The sequence below is a fragment of the Mitsuaria sp. CC2 genome (genome assembly GCF_048957715.1).
In the GTDB taxonomy this organism is placed as follows: domain Bacteria; phylum Pseudomonadota; class Gammaproteobacteria; order Burkholderiales; family Burkholderiaceae_C; genus Roseateles.
This window is the reverse complement of the sequence record NZ_JARVXN010000003.1, coordinates 54,025-80,028: the sequence shown is the minus strand read 5'-3', so window position 1 is coordinate 80,028 and position 26,004 is coordinate 54,025. Positions and strand designations below refer to the sequence as shown.

Below are 26,004 nucleotides of genomic sequence, written 5' to 3'. Positions count from 1 at the left end.
CTCGCCATGACGCAGATCCAGAACACGACCCCGATGCCGGGCGCCCTCGGCGGGCTCGGCGCGAACAACCCCGCCTACGCCGGCCGCAAGGATGGCGCGGCCACGGACTTTTCCCGACTGCTGAGCCAGAGCAATCAGCAGCTGCAGGACCAGTCGGCGCAATCGGCCAAGACGGCCATGGCGAAACTGCAATCGCAGCAGCTGGCGAACCAGCAGATGCAGTCGCAGCAGCAGTCCCGGCAGTTGGAAGCCCAGCAGCAGGCGCAGCGCCAGGAATCGGCGCAGCCGCCGAAGCCCGCGTCGCCGCCCGCGCGCGCGCCTGAAAACAGCGCCGCGAAGGACGAGAACAAGCTCGCCGCGCGCAATGCCGCCGCGCGCAACAGCGCGAACAAGGCCGAGGACGCCAAGACCCCGACCCGCGCCACCAGGTCGGAACCGGCCTCTGCCGGCGACGCCAAGGACGTGGCTGATGCCGCCGATGCCACCGATCCGTCGGACACTGCCCGGGCCGACGCCGCCAGCAGCAAGGACGCCGAGCGCGTCGTGGCCAAGGACGACGAAGGCAAAGACAAGAAGACCGCCAAGGAAGCGAAAGACAGCGGTGCGACCGCTGCCGAGCAGATCCTGGCGATGTTGCGCGGCGACGCGCCCGCCGAGACCAAAACTCAACCGCACGGCGGCACGGCGGAGGGCGACGTGGCAGGGACCGACGCCCTGCCCGGCGGCGCCCATGCCCACGGCAAGCAGGCGACCGCTGGCGACGTCCTGCGGGAGCGCCAGCAGCTCCAGCGTGAACTGAGCCAGGCCGCCTCCGGCACCGCCGGCGCGGTCGAAGGCGCCGACAAGGCCACCCAGACCGACGCGCTGCAGGCCGCCTCCAGCGGCGCGCACGAGATCTCCATGGGCGACGCCGCCAAGGGCCCGCAGCCGAGTTTCGAAGCGCTGCTCGCCGCGGCGCAGCAGACCGGATCGACTGCCGCGGCCTCCGGCGCCGACGCCACGAGCGCGACCCAGGCCCCGAGCGTCCCGCTCAGCCAGCCGCTGGACAGCGCCGACTTCGCGCCGGAACTGTCCGCCAGCGTCAGCCTGCTGATCCAGGACGGCATCCACGAGGCGCAGCTCCAGCTCAATCCGACCGAGATGGGGCCGGTGGCGATCAACATCCAGCTTGACGGCCAGCAGGCGCAGGTGAACTTCCACGCCCAGCACGCCGCGACCCGCGAGGTGCTGGAGCGCAGCCTGCCGGATCTGGCGGCCGCGCTGCAGGCGCAGGGCTTGACCCTGAGCGGCGGCGGGGTGTTCGCCCAGTCGCAGTCCAGCGGCCAGAATCGTGGCGACGGTTCCGCCGACGGCACGTCCAACGGCAACGGCCGTCGGGGTGCCCGCGGTCAGGGCTCGGACGACGACGGGGCGATCGCCGCCGGCCGGTCGGAGCGTCGCGCCGCGCCCATGGCCACAGCCGCCGCAGGCAACGACGCCGCCGTCAAGGGCGGCGGCAAGAAGAAGCTGATCATCATCGTCGCCATCGTCCTGGTGGTGGTGCTGGTGGGCGTCGCCGCGTTGCTGATGATGAAGAAGAAGTCGCATGCCGAGGACGAGGAAGGCGCCGTCGAGGAAAAGCCCGCCGCCGCCGCCCACGCCAAGCCCGGCACGCCGCCCACGTTCGTCCCGCTGGACCCGTTCACCGTGAACCTGGCCGACAAGGAGGTCGACCGCTTCGCGCAGATCGGCCTCACGCTGGAAGTGAACGACCCGAAGTTCGCCGATCAGCTCAAGGCCTACATGCCGGCGATCCGCAACAACGTGCTGCTGGTGCTGTCGCACAAGACGTCGGCGGAGCTCCTGAGCCCTGAAGGCAAGGAAAAGCTGGCGAAGGAAATCCGTCGCGAGGCCGTGCGCCCGATGGGCATCGAGCTCGACGACGAGGACGAGGACGAAGAGGCCGCGCCCAAGAAGAAAAAGAAGAAGAAGCGCGCGGTCGAGAGCCCGGTGACCCAGGTCCTGTTCTCCACCTTCATCGTGCAGTGACGAGCCGCACAGCAAGGAGCGCGCGATGAATCAGCAGATCCTGTCGCAAGACGAAGTCGATGCCCTGCTGCAGGGCATCACCGGCGAGAGCCAGAAGCTTGAGGCCGAAGAGGTCCAGACCGGCGGCATCCGCGAGTACAACCTCGCCAGCCAGGAACGGATCGTCCGTGGGCGCATGCCCACGATGGAAATCATCAACGAACGCTTCGCGCGCAACATCCGCATCGGGCTGTTCAACTTCATCCGCAAGAGCCCGGAAGTCGCCATCGGCGGCATCAAGGTGCAGAAGTACAGCGCCTTCCTGCGCGAGATCGTGGTGCCGACCAACTTCAACATCGTGTCGGTGAAGCCGCTGCGCGGCAGCGGACTGATCGTCTGCGACCCGACGCTGGTGTTCGCGGTGATCGACTCGCTGTTCGGCGGCATCGGCAAGTTCCACACGCGGATCGAAGGCCGGGACTTCTCCGCCACCGAGCAGCGCGTGATCCTGCGCCTGGTCGAAGTGATCATCCAGGAATACACCAAGGCGTGGAAGGGCATCTATCCGCTGGAGCTGGAATACCAGCGTTCGGAGATGCAACCCCAGTTCGCCAACATCGCCACGCCGAGCGAGATCATCGTGTCCACGTCGTTCACGCTGGAAATCGGCGAGACCAGCGGCACGGTGTACTTCTGCATTCCGTATTCGACGCTGGAGCCCATCCGCGACGTGCTGTACAGCACCACGCAGGGCGACTCGAGCGAACCCGACCGTCGCTGGGTCAACCTGCTCAAGCACCAGATCCAGTCGGCTGAAGTCGAACTGGTGGCGGAACTGGCCAAGGCTCCCGCGACGGTGGAACAGCTGCTGGCCTTCAAGCCGGGCGACTTCATCGAGCTGGACCTGGAGCAGATCATCCAGGCCAAGGTGGACGGCGTGCCGGTGTTCGACTGCCATTACGGCACCTCGAACGGCAAGTATTCGATCAAGATTGACAAGATGCTGACCGGCCCGGATGCCGGCTGGCTGGGAGCCCGCAATGGCTGACAACACCCCGATGGACGAACAGGACGCGATGGCCGCCGAATGGGCGGCGGCGCTGGCGGAAGCCGGCGGCGGCGGCAGCGAGGTCGCGGCCGAAGTGCAGCAGGTGGCGGAACAGGTCGCGCCGGCGGCCTTCACCAACTTCTCGCCGACGCCGGGCAACCTGCCCGGCAGCGACATCAACATGATCCTGGACATCCCCGTCCAGCTCACGGTTGAACTCGGCCGCACCCGCATTCCGATCAAGAACATCCTGCAGCTGGCGCAGGGCTCGGTCGTCGAGCTCGACGCGCTGGCCGGCGAGCCGATGGACGTGCTGGTCAACGGCTACCTGATCGCCCAGGGCGAGGTCGTGGTCGTGAACGACAAGTTCGGCATCCGCCTCACCGACATCGTGACCCCGTCCGAACGGATGCGGCGTCTCAGCAAGGCCTGACCCCTCCTCAGCCCCACTCCGGTGGGGCTGATGCGTTTCAGGGACGCATAATTCGTCGCCATGAACAACAGCCTCGTCCCCCTCCTCTGGTTCCTGGCCATCCTGGCCTTGATCCCGGTCGTGTTGTGGCTCCTCAAGCGCACGCCGCTGGGCGGGAGCGCGATGGGTGGACAGCTGCGCACCGTCGCGCAGCTGGTGATCGCGCCCAGCCAGCGCATCGTGATCGTCGAAGTCGGTCAGGACGAGGACCGCCAATGGCTGGTGCTCGGCATCACCGGCCAGCAGATCCGCACGCTGCATGTCATGCCGCCGCAGGCCGACGCCGGCGCGGCGCTGCAGGCGGCGCAACCGTCGTTCTCCTCGCTGCTCAAGCGCAGCCTGGGCGGCAGGCACGCCGATGGCCCCGGTTCCAGTACCTCGGCCTGATCGGGAACGGCGCATGACCGCTTCGACCTCCCACGCGTCAGCCTCGCCCGAACCGCTCCGTCGGCGGCTGTCGCGGCGAACGCTCGGCATCGCCGGCGTCCTCGCGCTCGGCGGCTTCGGTGCAGCGGCCTGGGCGCAGCAAGGCGGCGCGCCCGCCAGCGTGCCGCTGATCATCGGCCAGGGCGCGGGCGGCAACAGCTATTCGGTGCCGATCCAGACGCTGCTGTTCTTCACCGCGCTGGGCTTCCTGCCGGCCGTGCTGCTGATGATGACCGGCTTCACCCGGATCGTGATCGTGCTGTCGCTGCTGCGCCAGGCGCTGGGCACGCAGGCGGCACCGCCGAACCAGGTGATCGTCGGCCTGTCGCTGTTCCTGACCTTCTTCGTGATGAGCCCGACGCTCGACCGCGTCTACGCCGAGGCCTACCAGCCCTACCAGGCCGGGCAGATCGGTTTCGAGGTCGCACTCGACCGCGCACAGGTGCCGATGCGCGCCTTCATGCTGAAGCAGACGCGTCAATCGGACGTCGCGCTGTTCGCCAGACTGGCCAAGCTGGAACCCAACGTCGCGCCGGAAAACGTGCCCTTCCGCGTGCTGGTGCCGGCCTTCGTGACGAGCGAGTTGAAGTCCGCGTTCCAGATCGCGTTCCTCATCTTCATCCCGTTCCTGGTCATCGACATGATCGTGTCCAGCGTGCTGATGAGCCTGGGCATGATGATGCTGTCGCCGGTGCTGGTGTCGCTCCCGTTCAAGCTGATGCTGTTCGTGCTGGCGGACGGCTGGAACCTGCTGCTGGGCTCGCTGGCGGCGTCGTTCGCGCAGTAGCGGCGCTCGACGCAACCTGCAAGGCGATAGCAAGGACAAGCCATGGACGCACAACAAGTCTTCTCGGTCGGCCAGCAAGGCCTGTATGTACTGCTGATGGTCGCGGCCCCCATCCTGCTGACGGTGCTGGCGGTCGGCGTGCTGGTGTCGGTGTTCCAGGCGGCGACGCAGATCAACGAATCGACGCTGTCGTTCGTGCCCAAGATCGTCGCCGCGGTGCTGGTGCTCGCGGTTGCCGGCCCCTGGATGATCACCACGCTGGTCGAATACATCCAGCGCACGCTGCAGAGCATTCCGCAGGCGCTGGGCTGAGGCAGGTGCCACCTCATTCCCGATGATCTCCTTCAGCGAAGCGCAGTTGCTCGCCTGGATCAGCCCGATCCTGTGGCCGTTCATCCGCACGCTGGCGTTGTTCGCCGGGATGCCGGTCTTCAGCCAGCGACAGGTGCCGGCGCGCGTGCGCATCGGACTGGCGCTGTTCATCGCGGTCGCGGCCCAGCCCTCGCTGCCGGCCATGCCGGTGATCCCGCTCGACTCGCTGCCGCAACTGCTGGCCGTGACGGGACAGCAGTTGCTGATCGGGCTGGCCATGGGCTTCGCGGTCCGGGTCGTGTTCGCCGCGCTCGAATTCGCCGGCGAGTTGATCGGCCTGCAGATGGGCCTGAACTTCGCCGGCTTCTTCGATCCGTCGACCGGCTCCCAAGGCACGTCGACCTCGCGCTTCCTGGGCTCGATGGTGGCGTTCCTGTTTGTCGCGATCAACGGGCACCTGATGCTGATCAACTCGCTGGTCGAGAGCTTCCAGGCCTTCCCGGTGGGCGAGGAGCCCTTCCGTTTCCTGCGCATCGCGCAGCCGCAGGTCTGGGGCGCGGAGATCTTCCGCATGGGGCTGTGGATTGCGCTGCCGCTGATCACGATGCTGATGTTCGTCAACCTCGTGCTCGGCATCATCTCGCGCGTGGCGCCGCAGCTGAACGTGTTCTCGGTCGGTTTCCCGCTGACCGTCAGCATCGGGCTGGTCGGCCTGGTCGCGACGCTGCCGTTGATGCATCAGCCGTTCATGATCGCGCTGGAGCGGATGCTGGCGGCATTCAACTGAGATCGGCGGCTTCACGCCGGCCGACGCTTCCCAGCGCGGGGCCGGCGTTTCCTTGTCAGAGCTCGCGCAGCGCGGTCGTGACCGGCAGGCTGGCCGCTCGCACCGCGGGGAACAGGCCCCCGATGAAGCCGATGGCCAAGGCCCACTTCAGGCCCTCCCACAGCAGTTGTCCCGAGACGCGCAACTCGAAGCTCAGCTTGCCCACGGCGCCCGCGCTCATCGTCGATGCCGCGTGGCCGTTGAACAGCAGATAGGCGACCGCGCCGCCGATGACGCCCCCGAGCGCGGCCAGCAGCATCGTTTCCAGCATCACCGCCACCACCACCGGCAGTCCCGGAAAACCGATCGCCCGCAAGGTCGCGATCTCGCGCGCCCGCGTCGCCACCGCCGCGAACATGGTGTTGAGCGCGCCGAAGATGGCGCCGATCGCCATGATGGTGCCGACCACGATGCCGATGATGCGCAGGATCTTCGTCATCTGCTCCGACTGCTTCGAGAAGAATGCCAGCGTCGTCGAGGTGTCCACCTTCAGCTGCGGATTGCCGTCGAGGGCCGCCTTGAACTCCTTGAAAGCGTTCGCATCGGTCAGCTTCACCGTCACCGAATTGCGGCTCGCACCACGGCGGTAGGTCTCGGCGACGACGGGCGCATCAGCCCACAGCTCCGAGTCCATCGAATCGCCGGACGCGAACACCCCTGTCACGGTCCACATCTGGCTGCCCAGGCGGATCTGCTTGCCGGGCTCCAGGCCTTCGAACTGACGGGCGGCGCCTTGGCCCACGATCATTTCCTTCAGTCCCGGCTGGAACTTCCGGCCCGCGACGATCTTGACCTGCGGCCGTACCGCGAAGGCCTCGTCGCCGACGCCGCGGACCTGGACGCTGCCCTCTTCATCGCTCTTGGTGCCCTTCACGGGGAGATTGGCCGCGACCACCGTCTCCGCCGAGGCCAGCGGTTCGCCCTTGGCGCTCTTCGCCACGCCGGGCGCCTGCGCGATCTGCACGATGTCGTCGCGGGTCATCACGGAGGCCACTTCCGCGGCCGAGCCACCGCGCAGGACGATGGCCGTGTCCTCGCTGCCAGACTTGCGCAGCGTCTCGGCGTAGCCCTCGGCCATCGCGAGCAACGCCACCAGCACGCCGACGACGCCCGCGATGCCCACGACGATCACGGCCGACGAGCCGATCCGCTGCGACAACGTGCTCACGCCGACGCTGGTCACGGAACGCGCCTGCGCGCCGCGCCGCGTCAACAGCATCCACAGCGCCAGCAGGACGGCCACCCCGACCGCGCCGAACCACGGCAGCAACACCCAGCCCGCCAGCACGAGCGCCAGCAGCACGATCAATCCCAGGTTCTTCAGGAACTTCATGATCACGCCCTCCCCGCCAGCGCATCGGTGATGTTGAGCCGCATCGCGTTCAGCGCCGGCAGCGCGCCGACGATCACGCCGAACAGCACCATGAAACCGACGCCCATCGTCCAGCTGCGCAGCCCGGCCGCCGGCAGGTTCAGCGCGCCGCCGCTGCCCGCGCTGACGACAGGGCCGATCACGCTCGCCAGACCGAGGCCGATCACGCCCCCGATCAGCAGCAGCAGCACCGATTCCGCCAGCACCATCGCCAGCACGCTGTGCCCGGAGAACCCGATCGTCTTCAGCACGGCGATCTCGCTGGTGCGCTCGCGCACCGCCTGCATCATGGTGTTGCCCGACAGCAGGAGCAGCGTGAAGAACACCGCGCCCATGATCGAGCTGACGATCAGCCCGATGTCCGCGATCTGCTTCATCCAGGAGGCCATCGCCGCCTGCTCGGTCTGCGTGCGGGTTTCATGGTCGGAGTTGGCGGAGATCGCGTCGATCGCCTTGGCCACGCGGTCCGCCTGGTTGGCGTCGGCCACGCGCGTCACATACCAACCGACCTGGCCCTGGTTGTAGGGCGTCGTGTCGTCGAAGTACTTCCAGTTCAGCAGGAACAGCTGGTCGTACCAGCCGCCGGCCTTCTTGTCCGCAGACCCGATCAGGCCCACGATCTCGAACTGCCAGTTCTTGCTGCCGTTGCGATCGGGGAAGATGGTCGACTGCAGCGGGATCTTGTCCCCGACCTTCCAGTTGAAGCGCTTGGCCAGGCGCTCGCCGACCAGCACGCCGATGCGCGTCGAGGCGAAGGCCTGGCGCGCCTGCGCGCTCACGACCATTTCGGGATAGGCGTCCAGGTAGTTGGGCGCGACCGCGAAGCTCACGACCTGGTTGTGCGGATCCTGGTAAGCGCCGCCGAACCAGTTCGCGTAGGTCACGGTCTTGGCGCCGTCCACGGCCTGGATGCGCTGCGTCAGCGCCATCGGGAGCGTCTGGATGAACGACAGCCGCGAGCCGGTCTGCAGCCGCGACGCGCCGTTCGCCGACTGGCCGGCCTGGTCGAAGGAGGTGCGGACCGCGTCCAGCAGCCCGAACAGCAGGAACGCGGTGATGATGGACACCAGCGTCAGCACCGTCCGGAGCTTGCGCCGGAACAGCGCCGCCCAGACGAGGTGAAGGTATTTCATGGCGAGCCCTTTCTTGGGACTTGACCCGGACGCCGCGGCGTCAGGCGGTCGCGGAGACGGTCTGCTCGACCAGCGTGCCCTTGTCCAGGTGCAGCGTCTGGCGGGCGCGCTCGGCGGCCTTCGGATCGTGCGTGACCATCACGATGGTCTTGCCATGGTCGCGATTGAGCGCCTGCAGCAGCGCCAGCACGTCCTCGGCCGATTGACGGTCCAGGTCGCCGGTGGGTTCGTCGCAAACCAGCAGCGTCGGGTCGGAGACGATCGCCCGCGCGATCGACACGCGCTGCTGCTGGCCGCCGGAGAGTTCCGTCGGCTTGTGGCTGGCGCGGTCCGACAGCCCCACCAGCTGCAGCGCGATCGCGGCACGCTTGCGGCGCTCCGCCGAGGACAGCTTGGTCAGCAGCAGCGGCAGTTCCACGTTGCGCTGCGCCGAGAGCGTCGGCATCAGGTTGTAGAACTGGAACACGAAGCCGACCCGGGCCGCGCGCCACTTCGCCAGCGCCGCGGAGCTGAGTTGGTCGATGCGCTCGCCGCCGATGGCGATGCTGCCGCCGCTGGGCTGGTCCAGTCCGCCGATCAGGTTCAGCAGCGTCGTCTTGCCGGAGCCCGACGGCCCCATCAGCGCCAGGAATTCGCCCTCGCGCACGTCGAGGTCGATGTGATGCAGCACCTCCACCTTCTGCTTGCCGCGGGTGTAGACCTTGGACAGGTCACGGATCTCGATCAGATTGCTCACGGTGACTCCTCGATTCGGTTTCCTGGACTTCCAGCGGGGACAGACCGTCCCCGCGCCAGCGGCTTCACTTGCCAGCCGCCGGCTTGATCTCGCCGCCGTCGCGCAGGGCGTCGGGCGGATTGAGGACGACGGTGTCGCCGGCTTTCACGCCGTCGAGCACCACCGCCTGTTCGCCGACGGGCGTGCCCTGGCGCACCTTGCGCTGGGCCACCGTCTGGCCGTTCACGACGAACACGACCTCGGCGCCGTCGCGCGGCACGACGGCCGACTTCGGCACCAGCACGCCCGGCGGCGGCGCGGTCTGCGCGCTGTCTTTCGCGGCGAGGAAGGACACGCGCACGCCCATGTCGGGCACGACGCGTTGATCCTTCTGTTCGAGCGCGACCCGCACTTTCACGGTCGCCTTGCCGCGGTCGGCCGAGGGGACGACCGCGATCACATGCGCCGGGATGCGCCAGTCGGGATAGGCATCCAGCACCGCCTGGGCCGGCATGTCGGCCTTGACCTGCCCGATATAGGCCTCGTTGACGTCGACGTCCACTTCCAGCGAGTCCATGTCGACGATGGTGCCGACGCCGGTCCGCGTGAAACCGCCGCCGGCGGACAAGGGGGACACGATCTCGCCGACCTGCGCCGCCTTGGCGGTGATCACGCCCGCGAACGGCGCCTTGACGACCGTGTAATCGAAATTGACCTGCGCCTGCGTCGCCTGTGCGGTCGCGGCATCGGCTTCGCGTCGGCGCGCTTCCAGTTGCGCCGCGTAGGCGCTGACCGCGGTGCGGGCCTGCTCGGCGGATTGCTTGGTCGTCATGCCGCTGAGCGACAGTTCGTCCTGCCGCTTGAGGTCGGACTGCGCCTGCAACCACTGCGCGCGCGTCGCCTCGATGTTGGCCTGCGCGCTCTTGACGTTCGCCCGGGCCATGTCCAGCGCCGCGCGCAGGGCGTGGTCCTCGAGCCGGGCCAGCACCTGGCCCTTCCGGATCTTGTCGCCTTCCTCGAACAGCACCTCGGTCAGCGTGCCGGTGATCTGTGTGGACACCGTCGCGGCGCGACGCGCCGTCACGTAGCCGGTGGCCTGCAGCACGGCATTGCCGCCCGCGCCGCCGCGCGCCTGCGCCGAGGCGGTCTCGACCTCGGGCACCTGCGACTGGCGCCACCACCACCATCCGCCCGCCGCCAGCAGCGCCAGCACCACCAGCGCCGCCAGCAATCCCCAGACCCACCGCGGCGGTCCGCCGCCATGGTCCTCGCGCTCGTTCCCCTGGATGCGCAGCTCTTTCAACAGTGCGGTATCGATGACAGCCCCCTGTGTGTCAGTACGGGGCGCATTCTCCGAGGCGCGCCCTGCTCGTCAATCAAGACTTGCGATGAATGGCGGCTGGCTGGCGTGAACGTCCCCGGACGACGACGAACGGGAACGGAGGATTTCGACTCAGCTCTCGACCAGTCCGTTGCGGATGGCGTAAACGGTCAGTTCAGAGTTGTTGGACAACGCCAGCTTCTCCAGCACCCGCGCGCGGTAGACGCTCACCGTCTTCGGGCTGAGCATCAATTCCTCGGCGATGTCCGACAGGCGCTTGCCCGACGCGATCATCACCAAGGTCTGCAATTCCCGGTCGGACAGCTTCTGGTGCGCCTGCTCCGGCGCCGGCGCGGTCAGGCTCTCGACCAGCATCTGGGCGATCTCGGGCGTCACGTACTTGCGCCCCTGCGCCACCGTGCGCACCGCCTGCACCAGCAGTTGCGGATCTCCGCCCTTGTTCACGTAACCGAAGGCCCCGGCGCGCAGCGCGCGGATCGCGTACTGGTCCTCCGGATACATCGACACGATCAGCACCCGCGTCGTGGTGCCCTCGTCCTTGAGGACATGCAGTACGTCCAGGCCGCTGCGGCCCGGCATGTTGATGTCCAGCACCAGCACGTCGCACTGCTTGTCGACCGGCAGCGTGCGCATCAGGCTGCGCAGCTCGCCGTAGTCGCCCGCCTCGCCGACGACCTCGATGTCGGGCGCGTCGGAGAGCGTGTCACGGATCCCGCGACGGATCAGCGCGTGGTCGTCGCAGAGGATGACTTTGATCATAGGGCGCCCCACGAGGAGGGATCATGTCCGCCGCCGGCCGGGATCGGCTCCCCGTCGTCGTCGAACTCGAAGTCGCCGATGACGCCGCGCAGCGGCACCGACAGGATCAGTGCCGTGCCCTGCAGGCCGCTGCTCAGGTCGACCCAGCCGCCCACCGTGGCCGCGCGCTCGCGCAGGCCGCGGATGCCGAAGCTGCGCGCCTTGCTCAGGTCGCCCGGCGCGACGCCGTGGCCGTTGTCCTTGATCTCCAGCGTCAGCACGCCGCCCTCCATGCTCAACTCCACGTCGACCTTGGTCGCCCCGGCATGTTTGGACACATTGGTCAGCGCCTCCTGCGCGCAGCGGTAGGCCACCAGCGGGACACCCGCCGGCAGCTGGAACTGTTCGCCGACGTGCCGCACCGCGGTCGCGATGCCGGTACGGCGTTCGAAACGCGCGGCCAGCCATTGCACCGCTGCGAGCAATCCCTGTTCCAGGATCGCCGGACGCAGGTTGTGCATGATGCGCTGGCTCGATTCGATGGCGCTGGTCACCGTCTCCAGCGCCGACTGCACGCGCTGCTGCACGTCCTCATCCTTGCTGTGACGCGCGATCCAGGCGAGGTCGAACTTCAGCGCGGTCAGCGAGCCGCCCACGTCGTCATGGATCTCGCGGGCGATGGCCGCCCGCTCCATCTCGACGCTGGTCTGCAGATGTCCCGCCAGCTCGTGCAGCTGCTGCTTGGACTTGAGCAGTTCGCGGTCGGCCTCCTGCCGCGCGAGTTGCGACTCGCAGGACTCGATCGCATGCAGCAGCGCCGGCGCGAGCCGCGTCAGGTTGTTCTTCAGCAGGTAGTCCGAGGCGCCGGTTCGCATGGCAGCCACCGCCGTGTCCTCGCCGATCTCACCCGATACCAGCACGAACGGCAGCGCCAGTTGCCGCTGCTTGATCATGTCCAGCACGACCAGGCCCGAAAACCCCGGCAGGTTGTAATCGGAAATCACCGCGTCCCAGGCCCGGTCGAGGGCTGCCTCGATATCGGGCAGCGTGTCCAGCCGCGTGATCTCGAATCGCAATCCGGCCCGTTGCAATTGGGCCAGGATCAGTTGGTGATCCAGGTCGGAATCCTCGATATGAAGCAGGCGCAGAGAGCGCTCGGCCAGGGGGAGAGTCGGCATGGCCGGGAGTATGCCAAGTTTGTCGCGCATCCCTCATCTATGCAGGGAACCCCCACGTTTTATTCATCTGGAAACCGTAGAGTCTTGGGTTTACCCTTATCGAGATTTGTCACGGTCACGTCGATGACCAACCGATCTGAGCTATTGGGATGACTTTGCACGGTTAGTCCCGTCGACAGATCCGTGGCAAACGCCGAAGATTCTTGCCAGCCGACAAGTCCGGGCGCATGTTTGAGTTGGGCAGACATGAAGACGCACCAGGACACCCCTAAGTGGAGCCAAGATGCAAATCGATGAGACGTCGGTCGAGCCGGAAGGCGCAGGACTGATGCCGCTGCTCGCCGCTGCCGAGCTGCAGGACCATCTGATGACGGTCAACAACGATCTCGAGCGCCTGCAGCGCCTGCTCGACGACGCGTGCGAGGCGTTGTCGACGCATTTCTTCGGCGCATCCAGTCTGGTGGACCAGATGCGCGAACGCCTGCCGGAAGCCAAGGACCAGGACGCGCTGCAGCAGTTGATGCTGCATCTCGCCGGCGCGATCACCGCGCTGCAGTTCCAGGACATGTCCACGCAGTTGATCGCGCATACCAGCCAGCGCCTGCGCAACTGCTCGGACCAGCTTGCCCGGGACACCTTCGGGGACGACGAGGACGGCCTGGCCGTCGTCGAAACGGCCCCGTTGCGTCCCAATCCCGTCACGCAGGACGAGATGGACGCCGGTTCGGTCGAACTCTTCTGAATGTTCATCCGATCCGTCCGTTAGGTCACGAAATCACTGGGCACCGTCACCAGACCGCCCTCAAGGTCCTCAAGAATCTTCAGGTCCACCCGAAAACCGCTTGTCATCCGGAGAACTCAAAATGCCCTCGATCCTCGCCGTAGACGATTCGGCCTCCATGCGCCAGATGGTCTCGTTCACCCTCAAGAATGCGGGTTTCAACGTCGTGGAGGCGGTGGACGGACAAGACGCCTGGGAGAAGTCGTCGCAACGCGATTTCGATCTGGTGCTGACCGACCAGAACATGCCCCGGATGGACGGGATCAGCCTGACGAAGAAGCTGCGCGACAACCCCAAGTTCAAGACGACGCCGATCCTGATCCTGACCACCGAGTCCAGCGATCAGATGAAGCAGGCGGGCCGCGCGGCAGGCGCCACCGGATGGCTGGTGAAGCCGTTCGACCCCGCCAAGCTGATCGAAGTGATCGGCAAGGTGATCCGCTGAAGGCTAGCTGGAGAGATTCATGGGAGATATGACCTCCGAAGGCGCCAACCTGGGCGCAGGCATCGACCTGAGCCAGTTCTACCAGGTCTTCTTCGAGGAAGCCGGCGAGAACCTCGACAACATGGAACAGCTGCTGCTGAACCTGGACATCGAGAATCCGGACGACGAGCAGATGAACGCCATCTTCCGTTGCGCCCACTCGATCAAGGGCGGCGCGGCGACGTTCGGCTTCAACGACGTGGCGGAACTGACGCACCAGATGGAGACGCTGCTGGACAAGCTGCGTCGCCATGAACTGGCGCCGACCTCGCCGATGGTGGACGTGCTGCTGCAGTCCGGCGACGCGCTGAAGGCGCAACTGGCCCGACATCAGGGCTCGGGCGCCGATGCGGTGGACACCTCCGCGCTGCTGAGCAGCATCCGCACGCTGGTGGACGGCGGCACGCTGGACGGCGTCCGCGCCCCGGCACCGGCCGCCGCCCCGACGCCGGCACCGGCGCCGAAGGCGGCCGCTCCCGCCGCCGCCCCGCTCAAGTCGACCGTGCGTCAGCTCGAACTGCTGGTCGGTCCGCTGAGCGACGCCGCGCAAGCCGACAACCTCGTCGAGCTGTTCAAGGAGATCACCGACCTCGGCACGATCGAGCCGCTGGACGGCGGCATCTCCGCCGACGGCATGCGCCGCTTCAAGGTGCTGACGAGCAGCACCGACAACGATCTGCTGGACCTGTTCACCTTCCACGTCTCCCGCGAGCAGGTCAAGCTGCTGCCGCTGAGCGAAGGTTTCGGCTTCCACGAGGGCGCCCCCGGCGCCCCGGCCGAAACCAAGAAGGACGAGGATCCTGGCTACGGATTCTTCGACGACGCCCCCGGCATTCCCGAGGCGACCGCCGCCGAAGTCAAGGCCGAGGCACCCAAGGTCAGCGTGCCGGTGCCCGCCGCCAAGCCGGCCGCGCCCGCGCGCACCGAGGTCGCCCCGCGCGCCGGCGGCGCGAGCCCGGACCAGTCCACGCTGCGCGTGTCCGTCGAGAAGGTCGACCAGCTGATCAACCTGGTCGGCGAGCTCGTCATCACGCAGGCCATGCTGGCGCAGAACAGCCGCAACCTGGACCCGGGCCTGTACCAGCAACTGGCCTCCGGTCTGGCCGACCTGGAACGCAACACGCGCGACCTGCAGGAATCGGTCATGTCGATCCGCATGATTCCGATGTCGGTCGTGTTCAACCGCTTCCCGCGCATGCTGCGTGACCTGGCGGCCAAGCTCGGCAAGAAGGTCGAGCTGGTCACCCAGGGTGAGGCCACCGAACTGGACAAGGGCCTGGTCGAGAAGATCACCGACCCGCTGACCCATCTGGTGCGCAACAGCTGCGACCACGGCATCGAGTCCCCCGCCGACCGCGTCGCCAAAGGCAAGCCCGAGCAGGGCACGATCACGCTGGTCGCGTCCCACCAGGGCGGCTCCATCGTCATCGAGGTGCGCGACGACGGCCGCGGCCTGAACCGCGACAAGCTGATCAAGAAGGCCCGCGAAAAGGGCATCGACGCGCCGGACACGATGACCGACCAGGAAGTCTGGGGCCTGATCTTCGCGCCGGGCTTCTCGACCGCGGATCAGGTGACCGACGTCTCCGGCCGCGGTGTCGGCATGGACGTGGTGAAGAAGAACATCACCTCGCTGGGCGGCACGGTGGAGATCGATTCCGCCGAAGGCTACGGGATGAAGGTCTCGGTCCGCCTGCCGCTGACGCTGGCCATCATGGACGGCATGAGCGTGGGCGTCGGCGAAGAGGTGTACATCCTCCCGCTGTCGTCGGTGGTCGAGTCCTTCCAGGTCCAGTCCGACACCATCAAGACCGTCGGCGGCTCCGGCCGAGTGGTCGAGGTGCGCGACGAATACATGCCGGTGGTCGAGCTGGAGCAGGTCTTCAACGTGCCCCGCTTCGATTTCGAGCATGTCAGCTCGATCATGGTCGTCGTCGAGGCCGAAGGCGGCCGCGTCGCGATGCTGGTGGACGAATTGCTCGGCCAGCAGCAGGTCGTGGTCAAGAACCTGGAGGCGAACTACCGCAAGGTGACGGACGTCTCGGGCGCGACCATCATGGGCGATGGCCGCGTGGCGCTGATCCTGGACGTGGGCAGCCTGGTGCGCCGCTCGCGTCATTGAGATCTCCGGACGTTTTTGAATCAGGGCGGACGTCGGCCGGCAGGCCGGCGCCCAACGCATAAGAGGTAGACATGAATTTCAGCGCGTTGATGCGTCAATTCAGCATCCGGACCCGCATGATCGGCGCGATCGGCATCGTCCTGGCGCTGCTGATGGTGGTCGGCAGCGTCGGCCTGTTCGGCATGCAGTCGATGCGCGGCCTGACGCAGGAGTTCCTGGAGAAATCGACCGCGCGCGGCAATCTGCTCGGCGATCTCACGGGCACGATGGGCAAGCTCCGTGTCCATGAGAAGGACATGATCATCAACTACGAAAAGCCCGAGGTGGTCAAGGACCGCCACGCGAAGTGGGATGCCGCCCGCAAGAAGGCTTCGGAGCAGTTGACGGAACTCGCCAAGCTCAGCGGCGCCGACGACCAGGATGCGATCAAGAAGCTGCAGACCGCGCTGGAAGCCTACGCCGCAAAGTCCTCGAACGTGGTGACGCAGCTGGAAGCCGGCGCGTACGACCATGCCGCGGTCGCCGACCGCCTGCTGCAGCCGGCCAAGGACCAGGTGGTCGAGGCGGAGAAGCAGCTCGATGAACTGGCGACCCGCCTTGAAGCGCAGTCCGAAGCGATGCGCCAGGGCATGGAAAGCACCCAGGGCGGCGTGTTGTGGACCTTCGGACTGGTGCTGGTGTTCGCCGCGATCGTCGTGGTGCCGCTGACGCTGCTGAACATGCAGACCATCTGCGCGCCGCTGGCCGACGCCGAGGCCCTGGCCGCCGCGATCGCCGAAGGCGACCTGTCGCGCACGATGAAACCGGTCGAAGGCATCGACGAGGCGTCCAAGCTGATGCGCTCGCTGCACCACATGCAGGAAGCGCTGCAGTCCATGGTCGGCCAGCTGCGCACGGCCGCCGATTCGATCCGCACCGCCTCGGTCGAGATCGCCACCGGCAACCAGGACCTGTCCAGCCGCACCGAACAGACCGCCTCCAACCTGCAGGAAGCCGCGTCCTCCCTGGTCCAGCTGACCGGCACCGTCAAGCAGACCGCCGACTCGGCGCGCACCGCCAACCAACTGGCCTCCTCCGCCTCAGGCGCGGCGGCCAAGGGCGGCGAAGTGGTGAGCCAGGTCGTCTCGACGATGGATGAGATCAACGCCAGCTCCAAGCGCATCAGCGACATCATCGGCACCATCGACGGCATCGCCTTCCAGACCAACATCCTGGCGCTGAATGCCGCCGTGGAAGCGGCGCGCGCCGGCGAACAGGGCCGCGGTTTCGCGGTCGTGGCCGGCGAGGTCCGCTCGCTGGCGCAGCGCAGCGCCGAAGCCGCCCGCGAGATCAAGACCCTGATCGGCGCCAGCGTCGAACGCGTCGAGACCGGCTCGCGCCTCGTGCAGGAAGCCGGCAGCACGATGAGCGACATCGTCTCCAGCGTGCAGCGCGTGACGGACATCATCGGCGAGATCACCGCCGCGTCCAGCGAGCAGAGCGACGGCATCAGCCAGGTCAACCAGGGCGTCAGCAACCTGGACCAGATGACGCAGCAGAACGCCGCGCTGGTGGAGCAATCCGCCGCCGCCGCCGAAAGCCTGAAGGACCAGGCCGAGCGCCTGGGCGGCGTGGTCGACCGCTTCCGCGTGTCGGGCCATGCGCCGGCACTGTCTGCGACCGCATTCACGGCCAAGTCCGACGGCGTGACGAAGCCCGCGGCTTCGTCGACGTCGGCGGCGCACAGCACCACGACGACGATGGCGCCGGTGAAGCCTGCCGCCAAGTTCGAGAGCAAGGCCGCGCCGGTCAAGCCCGCCGCCGCCAAGGCAGCGTTCAAGGCCACGCCGGCGAAGCCAGCGGCCACGACGGCCGCCAAGTCCACCACCACCACCACGACGGCGGCCAAGCCGGCCGTCGTCAAGCCCGCGGCCTCGCCCAAGGCCGCGCCCGCACCGCTCACTCCCAAGCCGGCAGCACCGGCGACCACCGCCGACGACGGCGACTGGGAAACCTTCTAATCAGCCGCACGAGGTCAACACATGGAAATCGTCCAACAAACCGGCACGCAAGTCGTGCAAGCGAACTCCGGCGCGCTGGTCCCGCACGGCGCCGCGAATGCCGCGCCCGCCAGCGGCGAGTACCTGACCTTCCGCCTGGGTCAGGAGGAATACGGCATCGACATCCTGAAGGTCCAGGAGATCCGTTCCTACGAGCAGCCGACCCGCATCGCCAACGCGCCCGACTTCATCAAGGGCGTCGTGAACCTGCGCGGCGTGATCGTGCCGATCGTCGACCTGCGCCTGAAGCTGGGCTGCGCCACGGCTGAATACAACAGCTTCACCGTCGTGATCGTGCTGAACGTCAAGAACCGCGTCGTCGGCGCGGTGGTGGACTCGGTGTCCGACGTGCTGGAACTGAACCGCGACGTGATCCGTCCGGCGCCGGAACTCAGCGCCAGCACCGTGAACACCAGCTTCATCATGGGCATCGGCGCCGTCGCCGAGCGCATGCTGATCCTGATCGACATCGAAGGCCTCATGTCCAGCGCGGACATGGGACTGATGGATGCGATGACGGTCGCCTGACCGAACGACAGAACGCCCGGCCAGTCCGGGCGTTTTTTCCGGTCGGTGCGCGCCGTGGCGGCGCGCGAATGAGAAACAGAGAGAGCGGATCGTGGAGGCGGCGCCAGAGAGCGGAATGCCCGGCGTCGGCAGACAGGCAGACGGCATCAGCCAAGGAGCCCGTTCATGTTCGACTCGATCAAGACCCGCCTGATTGCGTTGGGCGTCGGCATCGTCACCCTGACGCTGCTGGCGATCACCGTCGCCAACTACGTGACCGTGCGGGGCCATACCCGCCAGCAGGTCTCCCAATCCCTCGACGAACTGGCCGCGGCCAGGGCCGACGCGATCCGCCAGTGGGTCCGCTCGCAGCGCGACATCGTCGCGTCCCTGCAGCCGGCCGTCGCGTCGGCCGATCCGGTGCCGCTGCTGCAGCAGGCGGCGAAATCCGGGCGGCTGGAAGCCGCCTACGTCGGCTTCGCCGACAAGAAGATCGTCTTCAACACGCCGCAGAACCTGCCGGCCGACTACGACCCCACCGGACGCCCCTGGTACACCGGCGCGGCGTCCGCCTCCGGCACCGTGCTGACCGCGCCCTACATGGACGCCTCCAAGGGTCGGCTGGTGGTCACCTTCGCGGCGGCGGACAAGACCGGCGGCGCCACCAAGGCCGTGATCGCCACGGACGTGTTCCTGGACGACGTCGTCGCGACCGTCCAGTCGATCAAGCCCACGCCGGGCGGCTTCGCGTTCCTGATGTCCAGGGACGGCAAGATCGTCGCGCACCCCGACCCCAAGCTGGCGCTGAAGGACGCCACGGCCGTCTCCGACCAGTTGACGCCGCAGGCGCTGGCCACGGCGCTCGATCCGGCTGCCGGCTGGGTGGAGGCGAACGTCGGCGGCGACATCTTCCTGGTCAGCGGCACGCCGATCGCCGACACCGACTGGCAGCTCTTCGTCGCCGCGAAGAGGGACGAGGCGCTGGCCTCGCTCAGCGCGCTGCTGCGCACGGCGGTGATCACGGCGCTGATCATGATGGCGGTCGCGGCGCTCGCGATGACGGGCACGATCAGCGCGATGCTGCGCGGCGTGGACCGCGTGCGCGCCGCGCTCGACGACATCAGCGCCGGCGACGGCGACCTGACGCAGCGCCTGCCCGCCGGCGGCCGCGACGAGGTCGGCCGCATCGCCTCCTCGTTCAACCTGTTCGCCGAGAAGATCCAGCGCATCCTGCTGGACGTGCGGTCGGCGAGCAACTCCATCACGACCGCCTCCAGCGAGATCGCGATCGGCTCTCAGGACCTGTCGCAGCGCACCGAGGAGACGGCGTCCAACCTGCAGCAGGCCGCGTCGTCGATGGAGGAGCTGACCGCGACGGTGCGCCAGACCGCCGACGCGGCGCAGACGGCCAACCAGCTCGCCTCGAGCGCCTCCAGCGCGGCGGCGCGCGGCGGTCAGGTCGTCGGTCAGGTGGTGTCGACGATGGACGAGATCAGCGCCAGTTCCCGCAAGATCAACGACATCATCGGCACGATCGACGGCATCGCGTTCCAGACCAACATCCTCGCCCTGAACGCCGCGGTCGAAGCCGCACGGGCCGGCGAGCAGGGCCGGGGCTTTGCGGTGGTCGCGAGCGAGGTCCGCTCGCTGGCGCAGCGCAGCGCCGAGGCGGCCAAGGAGATCAAGACGCTGATCGGCGCGAGCGTGACGAGCGTCGAGGCCGGATCGCGGCTGGTGCAGGCGGCGGGCGAGTCGATGAACGACATCGTCGGCAGCGTGCAGCGGGTGACCGACATCATCGGCGAGATCACCGCGGCGTCGACGGAACAGAGCAGCGGCATCGCGCAGGTCAACGACGCCGTCGTGCAACTGGACCGGATGACGCAGCAGAACGCGGCGCTGGTCGAGGAATCCGCCGCCGCGGCGGAGAGCCTCAAGGACCAGGCGCACCGCCTGACCGAGATCGTGTCGGTCTTCCGCCTTGGCGCGGAAGGGATGCCGACGGTCGCCCGCAGCGCGAAGCCTGCGTCGTCGGCCCGACCGACGGCAGCGGCGTCCACCGCGACGCCGAGCCGGGCCAAGACCCCGCAGTCCTCCGCCGGGTCGACACACGCGTCAACCGCCGCGCGCAAGTCGCCGCCCGCGCCGCCCGCGCCGCCCTCTCCCAAGGCTCCGTCAGCGGCGCCCGTTCCTGTCGCGAAGGCTTCGCCGCCGTCCGCCCCGCCGCCGCCCCGCCCCGCGCCGGCGGCCGACGACGGCGACTGGGAGACCTTCTGAGGCAGAGAATGCAGGTGTCGCGCGGGACAGTCCCGGCTTGATAGCCCGGGCATCGCCCCCACGATAGAAACCTCCCGCGCAAACGCGCGCGAAAGGCTGAGACACTGTTCCGGCATTTCGTCAGACTCACGAGGCCTGCATGACCGATTCCACCGCCGCCGCATCCGGCACCACGCCGGGCACCACGCCGGGCGCCGCGTCTCCCACCGCGAACCCGCTGCTTTCCACCGCGTCGCTGCCGGACTTCGCCGCGATCGACCCGTCGCACATCCAGCCCGCCGTCGCCGAACTCCTGGCCGAGGCCCAGAGAGCACTGGATCAGGTGACCGCGTCCGACGCGCCCGCCGACTACGACTTCCTGTCCCGCACGCTCAACGTCGCCTCGGAGCGCCTGGGCACCGCCTGGGGCGCCGTGGGCCATCTGAACGCGGTCGCCAACACGCCGGCGCTGCGCGAGGCCTACAACGCGATGCTCCCCGCGGTCACCGAGTTCTACACCGCGCTCGGCGCCAACGAGGCGCTCTACGCCAAGTACAAGGCGATCGCCGACCAGCCCGGGCTGGCGCCGGAACGCGCTCAATTGCTGAAGCACGCGATCCGCGACTTCGTGCTGTCCGGCGCCGAGCTGCAGGGCGAGGCCAAGGAACGATTCGCGAAGATCCAGGAGCGCAGCGCCGAACTCGGCCAGGCCTTCTCCGAACACGTGATGGACGCGACGGACGGTTGGAGCTACCTGGCGAAGTCGTCCGAGCTGAAGGGCGTACCGCCGGACGTGATCGCCAACGCGCGCGCCGCGGCGGAGAAGGACGGCAACACCGATCCCGACACCCACAAGCTCACCCTGCACTTCCCCGTCTACATGCCGGTGATGCAGTACGCCGAGGACCGCGCGCTGCGCGAACGGCTCTATCGCGCCTACGTGACGCGCGCCAGCGAGCTGGGTGACAAGCCGGACCACGACAACGGCCCGCTGATGCAGGAATTGCTGATGCTGCGCCAGGAAGAAGCGCGGCTGCTGGGCTTCGCCAGCTTCGCCGAAGCCTCGCTGGTGCCCAAGATGGCCACATCGCCCGCCCAGGTGCTGGCGTTCCTGCGCGACCTCGCGGGCCGTGCCCGGCCCTATGCGCAGCGCGACCTCGACGAGCTGCGCGACTTCGCCACGGCGGGCCTGCGCATGGACGACCTGCAGGCCTGGGACCTCCCCTTCGTTTCCGAGAAGCTGAAGGAGGCGCGCTACGCGTTCTCCGATCAGGAAGTGCGGCAATACCTGACCCTGCCGCGCGTGCTGGACGGTCTGTTCCGCATCGTCGACCGGCTGTTCGGCGTGCAACTGGTGCCGGCGGAGGCCTCGGTGTGGCACGACTCGGTGCAGTTCTGCGAACTGCGTCGCGATGGACGCCTGATCGGGCAGGTGTACCTCGACCTCTACGCGCGCAACGGCAAGCGGCCGGGCGCCTGGATGGACGAGGTCCGCAGCCGCTGGGCGCGGCCGGACCTCGCGGGGACGGGCACCGAGCAGATCCCCGTCGCCCACCTGGTGTGCAACTTCCCGCAAGGCGCGGAAGGCAAGCCCGCGCTGCTGACGCACGACGACGTGACGACGCTGTTCCACGAATGCGGTCACGGCCTGCACCACCTGCTGACACGGGTGGCGGAACTGGGCGTGTCGGGTATCTCCGGGGTCGAGTGGGACGCGGTCGAACTGCCCAGCCAGTTCATGGAGAACTTCTGCTGGGAGTGGGAAGTCATCCAGCAGCTCTCGGCGCATGTGGACACCGGCGAACCGCTGCCGCGCGCGCTGTTCGACAAGATGCTGGCGGCGAAGAATTTCCAGGCGGGCCTGCAGACGCTGCGCCAGATCGAGTTCTCGCTCTTCGACATGCGGCTGCATGCGGAGCCGGGCTCCGAGACGCGCGTGCAGGAGTTGCTGGACGAGGTGCGCGCTGAAGTCGCCGTGCTGCCGCCACCGGCGTTCAACCGTTTCCAGCACAGCTTCTCGCACATCTTCGCCGGCGGGTATGCGGCGGGCTACTACAGCTACAAGTGGGCGGAGGTGCTGTCGGCCGACTGCTGGAGCGCGTTCGAGGAAGAAGGCGTGTTCAACCCGGCGACGGGCCGGCGCTACCTCGAGGAGATCCTGTCGATGGGCAGCGTGCGCGACGCGATGGACAACTTCAAGGCATTCCGCGGCCGCGAGCCGCAGATCGACGCGCTGTTGAGACACCAGGGCATGGCCTGAGGTCCACGGCCCCAACCCGTAGCCTCAAAGCGGCTTCTTCCACGGCACTGTCTGGATGAGCCGCTTCGCCTCCTCGGCTGGCAGCGCCTTGGCGAACAGCCAGCCCTGCGCCGCCTGAACGCCGAGATCCTCCAGCAAGCTCGCCTGCGTCGCCTCCTCCACGCCCTCGGCCAAGGTCTGCTTGCCGAGGGCGTCGGCCAGGCCGACGATGGTGCGCACGATCTCCCGCGATTCTCGACCGGCCCCCAGCCGCGTCACGAAACTGCGGTCGATCTTCAGCGTGTCGAACGGGAAGCGGTGCAGGTAGGCGAGCGACGAATACCCGGTCCCGAAGTCGTCGATCGACAGCTTGAAGCCCATGCGCGCGAGCTCCTGCAGGATCGCGGCGCTGCGCTGCGGATTGGCCATCGCCATGCTCTCCGTGACCTCGAGCCTGAGCTGCGACGGCGGCACGTCGCCCAGCGCCTTGAGCGACTCGCGGGCGTCGTTGAGGAGCTGGTCGTCGCGCTCCAGCTGCACGCCCGACACGTTGACGGCGATCTCGCCGTGGAAGCCGATCTCGCGCCAGCGGCGCAGCTGCAGCGCGGCCTCGATCAGCGTCCAGCGGCCGATCTCGACGATCTGTCCGCTCTCCTCCGCCGCCGGAATGAAGTCGCCGGGCATCACCGTGCCGCGCGTCGGATGTTGCCAGCGGATCAGCGCCTCGAAGCCGAGCAGCGCCCGGTCCGACAGCTTCACCAAGGGCTGGTAGTGGAGCTGGAATTCCCCCGCCTCCAGTCCGCGCGCGATGTTTTCCTTCACCCAGCGCCGCGATTGCTCGACCAGTTGCTGCGCCGGATCGAACAGGCGGGCATGACCGGTGCCGGCGGCCCTGGCGCGGGCCAGCGCGCTTTCCGCGGCGGCCATCAGGTCGTCCGGGCTGAAGTTGCCCTGCCCCGTGTACGCCCAGCCGGCGCAGGCGGTGAGTCGATGCGCGCCGGTGCCCTGACCGGCATCGACGGTGTCGAACAGGAACGGTTCCTCGATGCGCGCCAGCGCCCATTCCGGCACCCGGTCGACGAGCGCGCCGGCCTCGATGCGCGCCTCGAAGAGCACGCCGAACTGATCCGCGCCCAGGCGCGCGACGACGCGTCCGGCGCGCGCCGTGCGGCCCGTGCCGCCGGCCAGGCGCCGCGCGCTCTCGACCAGCACGGCGTCGCCGGCCAGCAGGCCGTGGCGCTCGTTGAACGCGCGGAAATCGTCCAGGCCCACGAGCGCCACGGCGACCGGTACGCCGGGCGTCGGGTTGGCCAGCCGCTGCGCGACGAGCTCGACGAAGAGCGCGCGATTCGGCAGCCCCGTGAGCCGGTCGTGCATCGCCTCGTGCGCGACCCGTGCCTGCAGCCGCTCGTGCTCGCTGATGTCGGTCAGCGCGCCGGCCATGCGGACCGGCTTGCCGTCCTGCCGCACCGCCACGCCGCGCGCCAGCAGCGCGCGCGCCTGTCCGCCCTGCTCGAAACGCAGCACATGGTGGAACTGGAAACTGCGGCCTTGAAGATGCGCGTCGAGGTCGGCGCGCAGGAGGCCCGCCGCCGCCTCGCCCAACGGGCGCGTGAAGCGCTCGATGCCGCGCGTGGTGTCCACCGGCGCGCCTCGCTTTCCGAGTCGCCAGAAGCCGCGCCTGACGCCGGCCGGCTGCTCGTCCGGCGCGCGCACGTCGCCCATCAGCGCCAGCCAGCGCGCCGAGACATCGAGCTGGTCCGACGGGATGTCCCAATCCCATAGCCCATCGTTGGCGCCCTGCGCGGCGAGCGCATGACGGGCCTCGCTCGCGGTCAGGCGCCGGAGCGCCTCGCGCCGACGCGACTGGCGCGCGAGCGCGCGCAGCGTCAGCGCGGCGAGGCTCGCCGCCGTCACGGCCAGCAAGGGGTAGGCGAGCGAGAGGACGAGACGTTCCTCTTCGAACGCCCACTGCGCGCCGTAGAGACCGCCGCCGACCAGCAGCGCCACGATCGGCAGGCCGCGCCACAGCGATCCGCGCGCAAGCAGCAGCGCGCAGAGCAGCGGCAGCACCAGCAGCGCGCCGGACTCGGCGAGCGCGGCCCAAGGCGGCCGCGTCAGCGTGCGGCCGGTCAGGAGGTTGTCGACGACGGTCGCGAGCCGCTCCACGCTGGGGAGACCGGCGTCGAAGGGACTGGCGGAATGATCGCCGGCGCCGAGCGCCGACACGCCGATGATCACGATGCGGTTGCGCAGCGCGTCCTCGGTCACCTTGCCGTCGACGAGGTCGGCCATCGACACCGACGGGAAAGTCCCCGCCGGACCGTAGTAATTGACACCCTGGCGCGACAGCAGATCCAGCGGCACCTGCAGCGTGCCCCAGCGGATGTCGCGGCTCCAGCGCAGCGTGGCCTCGGCCCAGGGCTGGCGCATCGCGTCGCCGGCGATGCGCACGGCCAGCGACGGATAGACCTTGCCGTCCAGCGGCAGTGCGGGCAGATCGTGGCGCAGGCTGCCGTCCACCTCGCGCGCCGCCTGGACATGGCCGAGCGACGTCGCCGCCGACAGCAGCGGCTCCGGCGGCGCGTCGGCCCGTTCCGGGATCAGCGCGCTGCGCGGCGTCCCCTCGGCACGCATGAAGGCCTGCTTCAGCAGGCCGGTCGGCGCGTTGGCGGCAGGCGCCGAGGCCGTCTGCGCGGGCGGCAACGCGAACGGCAGCAGCACCGGCGCGCCGCCGCGCATCGCGTCGGCCAGCACCATGTCGCTGTCCGGCTTCGGGTCGAGCAGCAACATGTCGACGGCGATCAGCCGCGGCTTCGCGGCCTGCAGCCGCATGATCGCTTCGGCGAGCAGCGGCCGCCCCGGCGTCATGCCGCCGAAGCGCGCGGCACTGACGTCGTCGAAACGCACCAGCGTGATCGGATACGTCGTCCCCGGCGCGATCCGACCGCGCCACTGGGCCTGCGCGTCCTGCATCACGCCGTCCAGTCGCGCCAGCGGTCCGGCCTGGACACGCGACAGCCACAGCATGGCCACGACCCCCGTCACCAGGAGTGCGACGACCAGTTGGGCCCAGGCCCAGCGAGACGGCCAGCGAGAGGGCCAGCGCCACGCACCGCGTTGCCGCTCCCTCATCAGGTCCCCGACGACCGTCCCCGCAGCCCCTCTCAACACTGGTTTCATCGTTGTGGTCATGGTGTGTCCATCCGGCGCGAGTATC

Annotated in this window: 21 protein-coding genes; 14 read left to right on the top strand and 7 right to left on the bottom strand. The window is 68.4% G+C overall.

All coding sequences use genetic code 11. The features are described 5' to 3' along the window. Window positions 1-6 precede the first annotated feature (6 nt). The 7 genes from PV762_RS01040 to fliR are packed head-to-tail and all read left to right on the top strand — an operon-like array spanning window position 7 to window position 5,839. Window positions 7-2,028: a flagellar basal body-associated FliL family protein gene (locus tag PV762_RS01040; RefSeq protein ID WP_421033174.1), complete on the top strand. Its 2,022-nt coding sequence runs from the start codon at window positions 7-9 to the stop codon at window positions 2,026-2,028. A 25-nt stretch (window positions 2,029-2,053) separates the two neighbouring features. After that, complete coding sequence (gene fliM, locus PV762_RS01035; RefSeq protein WP_421033173.1) at window positions 2,054-3,055, top strand: flagellar motor switch protein FliM; 1,002 nt, start codon at window positions 2,054-2,056, stop codon at window positions 3,053-3,055. Then, window positions 3,048-3,488 (top strand): flagellar motor switch protein FliN, encoded by a 441-nt coding sequence (gene fliN, locus PV762_RS01030; RefSeq protein ID WP_421033172.1) that lies wholly within the window; start codon window positions 3,048-3,050, stop codon window positions 3,486-3,488. The genes fliM and fliN overlap by 8 nt, the downstream gene beginning before the upstream one ends. Window positions 3,489-3,548: 60 nt before the next feature. Then, window positions 3,549-3,914 (top strand): FliO/MopB family protein, encoded by a 366-nt coding sequence (locus PV762_RS01025; RefSeq protein WP_421033171.1) that lies wholly within the window; start codon window positions 3,549-3,551, stop codon window positions 3,912-3,914. 13 nt (window positions 3,915-3,927) lie between these two features. Then, entirely contained in the window at window positions 3,928-4,740 is an 813-nt protein-coding gene (gene fliP / locus PV762_RS01020) for a flagellar type III secretion system pore protein FliP (RefSeq protein ID WP_421033170.1), read from the top strand. 42 nt (window positions 4,741-4,782) lie between these two features. Next, the gene (gene fliQ / locus PV762_RS01015; protein ID WP_088403381.1) at window positions 4,783-5,052 is read left to right on the top strand and encodes a flagellar biosynthesis protein FliQ; all 270 of its coding nucleotides are present in this window, start codon (window positions 4,783-4,785) and stop codon (window positions 5,050-5,052) included. A 22-nt stretch (window positions 5,053-5,074) separates the two neighbouring features. Next, window positions 5,075-5,839 carry a flagellar biosynthetic protein FliR gene (fliR, locus tag PV762_RS01010; protein ID WP_421033169.1) on the top strand — a complete coding sequence of 255 codons (765 nt, stop codon included), beginning with the start codon at window positions 5,075-5,077 and terminating at the stop codon, window positions 5,837-5,839. A 55-nt stretch (window positions 5,840-5,894) separates the two neighbouring features. Here the strand turns inward: fliR and PV762_RS01005 are convergent, their stop codons facing one another. The 6 genes from PV762_RS01005 to PV762_RS00980 all read right to left on the bottom strand — a co-directional run bounded on the left by PV762_RS01005 (window position 5,895) and on the right by PV762_RS00980 (window position 12,356). Further along, the gene (locus PV762_RS01005) at window positions 5,895-7,211 is read right to left on the bottom strand and encodes an ABC transporter permease (RefSeq protein WP_421033168.1); all 1,317 of its coding nucleotides are present in this window, start codon (window positions 7,209-7,211) and stop codon (window positions 5,895-5,897) included. Window positions 7,212-7,213: 2 nt separating this feature from the next. After that, window positions 7,214-8,383 (bottom strand): ABC transporter permease, encoded by a 1,170-nt coding sequence (locus tag PV762_RS01000; RefSeq protein ID WP_421033167.1) that lies wholly within the window; start codon window positions 8,381-8,383, stop codon window positions 7,214-7,216. 40 nt (window positions 8,384-8,423) lie between these two features. Further along, entirely contained in the window at window positions 8,424-9,119 is a 696-nt protein-coding gene (locus PV762_RS00995; RefSeq protein WP_421033166.1) for an ABC transporter ATP-binding protein, read from the bottom strand. 64 nt (window positions 9,120-9,183) lie between these two features. Next, on the bottom strand, window positions 9,184-10,401 hold the full coding sequence (locus PV762_RS00990; RefSeq protein ID WP_421033165.1) for an efflux RND transporter periplasmic adaptor subunit: 1,218 nt from the start codon (window positions 10,399-10,401) through the stop codon (window positions 9,184-9,186). Between the two features lie 150 nt (window positions 10,402-10,551). Next, complete coding sequence (locus PV762_RS00985) at window positions 10,552-11,199, bottom strand: response regulator (protein ID WP_088403375.1); 648 nt, start codon at window positions 11,197-11,199, stop codon at window positions 10,552-10,554. Continuing rightward, the gene (locus PV762_RS00980) at window positions 11,196-12,356 is read right to left on the bottom strand and encodes a histidine kinase (protein WP_421033164.1); all 1,161 of its coding nucleotides are present in this window, start codon (window positions 12,354-12,356) and stop codon (window positions 11,196-11,198) included. The genes PV762_RS00985 and PV762_RS00980 overlap by 4 nt, the downstream gene beginning before the upstream one ends. A 283-nt stretch (window positions 12,357-12,639) precedes the next feature. Between PV762_RS00980 and PV762_RS00975 the strand changes: the two genes are divergently transcribed. The 7 genes from PV762_RS00975 to PV762_RS00945 all read left to right on the top strand — a co-directional run bounded on the left by PV762_RS00975 (window position 12,640) and on the right by PV762_RS00945 (window position 22,805). Next, window positions 12,640-13,098 (top strand): hypothetical protein, encoded by a 459-nt coding sequence (locus PV762_RS00975; protein ID WP_421033163.1) that lies wholly within the window; start codon window positions 12,640-12,642, stop codon window positions 13,096-13,098. Between the two features lie 121 nt (window positions 13,099-13,219). Next, a complete protein-coding gene (locus PV762_RS00970; protein ID WP_067068294.1) occupies window positions 13,220-13,582 on the top strand; it encodes a response regulator in 363 nt (120 codons plus the stop codon). A gap of 19 nt (window positions 13,583-13,601) precedes the next feature. Continuing rightward, window positions 13,602-15,743: a chemotaxis protein CheA gene (locus PV762_RS00965; protein ID WP_421033162.1), complete on the top strand. Its 2,142-nt coding sequence runs from the start codon at window positions 13,602-13,604 to the stop codon at window positions 15,741-15,743. A 71-nt stretch (window positions 15,744-15,814) separates the two neighbouring features. Next, window positions 15,815-17,743: a methyl-accepting chemotaxis protein gene (locus PV762_RS00960; protein ID WP_421033161.1), complete on the top strand. Its 1,929-nt coding sequence runs from the start codon at window positions 15,815-15,817 to the stop codon at window positions 17,741-17,743. A 21-nt stretch (window positions 17,744-17,764) separates the two neighbouring features. Continuing rightward, complete coding sequence (locus PV762_RS00955) at window positions 17,765-18,310, top strand: chemotaxis protein CheW (protein WP_421033160.1); 546 nt, start codon at window positions 17,765-17,767, stop codon at window positions 18,308-18,310. A 165-nt stretch (window positions 18,311-18,475) separates the two neighbouring features. Next, on the top strand, window positions 18,476-20,566 hold the full coding sequence (locus tag PV762_RS00950; protein ID WP_421033159.1) for a methyl-accepting chemotaxis protein: 2,091 nt from the start codon (window positions 18,476-18,478) through the stop codon (window positions 20,564-20,566). A 139-nt stretch (window positions 20,567-20,705) separates the two neighbouring features. Beyond that, the gene (locus tag PV762_RS00945; protein ID WP_421033158.1) at window positions 20,706-22,805 is read left to right on the top strand and encodes a M3 family metallopeptidase; all 2,100 of its coding nucleotides are present in this window, start codon (window positions 20,706-20,708) and stop codon (window positions 22,803-22,805) included. 24 nt (window positions 22,806-22,829) lie between these two features. Here PV762_RS00945 and PV762_RS00940 read toward each other — a convergent pair whose 3' ends face one another. Continuing rightward, window positions 22,830-25,979 carry an EAL domain-containing protein gene (locus PV762_RS00940; RefSeq protein WP_421033157.1) on the bottom strand — a complete coding sequence of 1,050 codons (3,150 nt, stop codon included), beginning with the start codon at window positions 25,977-25,979 and terminating at the stop codon, window positions 22,830-22,832. Window positions 25,980-26,004 lie beyond the last annotated feature (25 nt).